At 65.2% G+C, this 3,005-nt stretch carries 4 protein-coding genes; all 4 read left to right on the top strand.

Going from position 1 to position 3,005, the window contains the following annotated elements; all coding sequences use genetic code 11:
• On the top strand, nt 1–855 hold an 855-nt coding region (gene pilM, locus Q0693_RS03115; protein ID WP_298629133.1), incomplete at its 5' end, for a type IV pilus assembly protein PilM.
• Complete coding sequence (locus Q0693_RS03110; RefSeq protein WP_298629131.1) at nt 848–1,471, top strand: flagellar protein FliT; 624 nt, start codon at nt 848–850, stop codon at nt 1,469–1,471. The genes pilM and Q0693_RS03110, both read left to right, overlap by 8 nt.
• The gene (pilO, locus tag Q0693_RS03105; protein ID WP_298629134.1) at nt 1,461–2,084 is read left to right on the top strand and encodes a type 4a pilus biogenesis protein PilO; all 624 of its coding nucleotides are present in this window, start codon (nt 1,461–1,463) and stop codon (nt 2,082–2,084) included. The genes Q0693_RS03110 and pilO overlap by 11 nt, the downstream gene beginning before the upstream one ends.
• The coding region (locus Q0693_RS03100) for a competence protein (RefSeq protein WP_298629129.1) at nt 2,081–3,005 on the top strand (925 nt) is incomplete at its 3' end. The genes pilO and Q0693_RS03100, both read left to right, overlap by 4 nt.

Here is a 3,005-nt window from a genome sequence, read left to right as displayed (position 1 = left end):
CAGGTACCCAAGATGCCCCTTAAGGAAATGGAGGAGGCGGTGCGCTGGGAGGCGGAGCGCTACATCCCCTTCCCCATCGACGAGGTGGTGCTGGATTTTGCTCCCTTGGACCCCCTGGCCGAGGCAGCCGAGGGGGAGCAGGTGGAGGTGATGGTGGGAGCTGCCCGGCAGGAAGCGGTGGCTTCCCTGCTGGAGGCCCTGCGGGGAGCCGGCCTGACCCCCATTGTCCTGGACGTAAAACCCTTTGCCGGGCTCTATCCCCTGGAGGCCCAGCTCACCAGCGACCCGGAAGGGGTTTCCGTGGCCGTGGAGATCGGGGCGGAAAGTACCAGCCTGGTCCTCCTTAAGGGAGACCGCCCCTTGGCGGTGCGGATCCTCACCCTTTCGGGCAAGGACTTCACCGAGGCCATCGGTAAAAACTTCAGCCTGGACTTCCTCACTGCCGAGGAGGTGAAGCGCACCTACGGCTTGGCCACCATCCCCACCGAGGACGAGGAGCTTCTTCTGGACTTTGACGCCGAACGGGAGCGGTACAGCCCTGCCAAAATCTACGACGCCATCCGCCCCGTTCTGGTGGAGCTCACCCAGGAGATCCGGAGGAGCTTGGAGTTCTTCCGGGTGCAACTGGGGGATGTGCAACCAGAGGTGGGGTACCTCTACGGCGGGGGGAGCCGGCTTCGGGGTCTCGCCACCCTCCTCACGGATACCCTGGGGGTCAACTTCACTGTCCCCGACCCCTGGCAAGGCGTCCAAGTGGACCCCAAGCGCTTTGATCTGGAGAAGTTGAGGGAGCTGGGCCCGGAGTTTATGGTGCCCGTGGGCCTGGCCCTAAGGGGGGTGATGCCCTTTGATTAGGCTTAACCTCCTCCCCAAAAACCTGCGTCGGCGCGTGGAACCAGGCTGGTGGCGCCTAGTGGCGGCCACCTTCGCCCTGGTGGTGCTTTCGGTACTGGGAATCCTCCACTACGGAGCGTATACGGAGCTTAACCAAACCAAGGCGGAGCGGGACGCCCTCAGGGCCGAGGTGGAGGCCCTGAGACCCTTCATCGCCGAGCAAAACCGCTTGGAGCAGGAAAGGAAGGCCCTCGAGGCCCTCCTGGCCATCCGGGAAGGGCTGAAGAAGAGCTTTGTCCCGTGGTCGGATTATCTGGCCACCTTCATCCGCCAGATTCCCCAAGAAGGGGGGCGGCTTCCCGTGGCCCTGCGCTCTGTGGGCACCCGGGCCATACCGGAAGACGAGGCCACCCGGATGGCCCAGGCAGGCACCTTTGACGGCAAGCGGGTGCGGGTGGAGTTCACCGTACAGGGGGAGGCGCTAAACCAAAACGCCCTAGTGAGCTTCGTGCGGGCCTTTGAAACCTCCCCCCGCTTTGGCATAGAGTTCCAAGGGGCTTCCTTGGACCAGAACCGGGGGCTTTACACCTTCAGCGCCCGGGTGGGCTTGGTGGGGGGTGAGGAAAGTGCTCGCTAGGCTGGGACAGCGGGAATGGGCCCTGATCGCCATCGCCCTCACCCTGGTGGTGGCCCTTCTCTGGTACTTCCTTCTCATCGTCCCCATGCGCCAGGAAACGGAAACCGTGCGCCAAGAGATTGAGAGGCTCATCCCTGAGCGGAATAGGGGGCGCCAGGCCCAGCGGGCCCTGCCTGAACTCCGGGCGGCCATCGCAGAATTGCAAGCGGAGCGCCAGGCCTTCCTGAGGGCCCTTCCCCGAGAAGAACGCCTGGCCCAGGTCTTGAACGAGATCCTGACGGAGGCCCTGCGAAGCGGGGTCACGGTACGCTCCTTCACCCGCTCCCCCACCTCGGCCCCGGTACCCGAGGTGCGGGCGGTGAACCTGGCCCTCTCCCTCGAGGCGCCTTTCCCCGAAACCTATGCCTACCTGAAGCGCCTGGAGGAGCTTTCCCGCTTTAGCTCTCTTTCCGGGGTTAACCTCAGCGTCCAGGGTCAGGACGTAAACCCCCTTCTCTCCACCAGCTTGACCCTAACCCTCTACGTGCTGGCCAAGGACCTCGGCCAGCCTGAAGGCGCTACCCAGACGCAAGGAGCTCCATCGCCTCCAGGGGCACAAGGAGGTGGTCGGTGAAATCCCTTCTCCCACGCCTGGTCGAGGCCTGGCGGAACCTACCCCAGTCCACCAAGCTCCTTTTGGCGGGCCTCCTCTTGGTGAGCGCCGTGGCCATCTGGTACGTGGGCTTCTACTTGCCCGCCCAGGTGCCCGCTGTGGCCGAGCCCATCCCTGCACCCCAGGCCACTCCCAAGGCCATAGAGGCACCTCCCATCCCTCCCCTCCAGGCGGAGCCTCAAGCCACGGCAACCCCGCCCTCTCCAGGACCCACACCCCCTAAGGCCCAGGCGGAAAGGCCCCAGGCCACGGAAGCCGCAAAGGCCCGAGCCCCGGTGCCGGTGCCGCAACCCCAAAAGGAAGCTCCCCTCCCCAATCCCTTCGTGCCCTTGGTGGTGGAGGCCCCACCCCCTGCTCCCCTGCCCACCCCTACCCCAGCCCCCAGACCCCAGCCCGTGCCCACAGGAGCCCCTGTACGGGTGAGCCCGGGAACCCCCTTGCCCGCCCCCACTGTGGCCCAAACGCCACCCCGACCCCTTCACGGGAGCCAAGGGGCCCTGCCTGCTCCCAAGGTGCTGGCGCCAGCCTTCCGGGCGGAAACACCCAAGGCTGAGTTGGAAGCCCCTCCCATCCTCACCCCACCGGCGGGGCTTGTGGAAGCTCCCTTGCCCACCCAGACACCATCAGAGGGAGGGAAGGCCGAACCCGTCCCCACCCCTGCCAAAACCCCTTTGGAAACCCTGGTGGAGGAAAGGGGACTCAAGCTAGCAGGCACGCTTCTAGGCCCGGTGAGTGTGGCCATCCTGGAAAGCAAGGAGGGGTACCTGGTGTTACCCGTGGGCAGCCTCCTGCCGGGTAGCGAGGCGGTGCTCCGGCGCATTGAAAGCGACCGGGTGGTTTTGGTACTAAAGGATGAAAGCCTTGAGATTTCTCTAGAAAGCA

The organism is uncultured Thermus sp. (assembly GCF_938010445.1).
In the GTDB taxonomy this organism is placed as follows: domain Bacteria; phylum Deinococcota; class Deinococci; order Deinococcales; family Thermaceae; genus Thermus; species Thermus altitudinis.
This window is presented reverse-complemented; position numbering and strand designations above follow the sequence as displayed.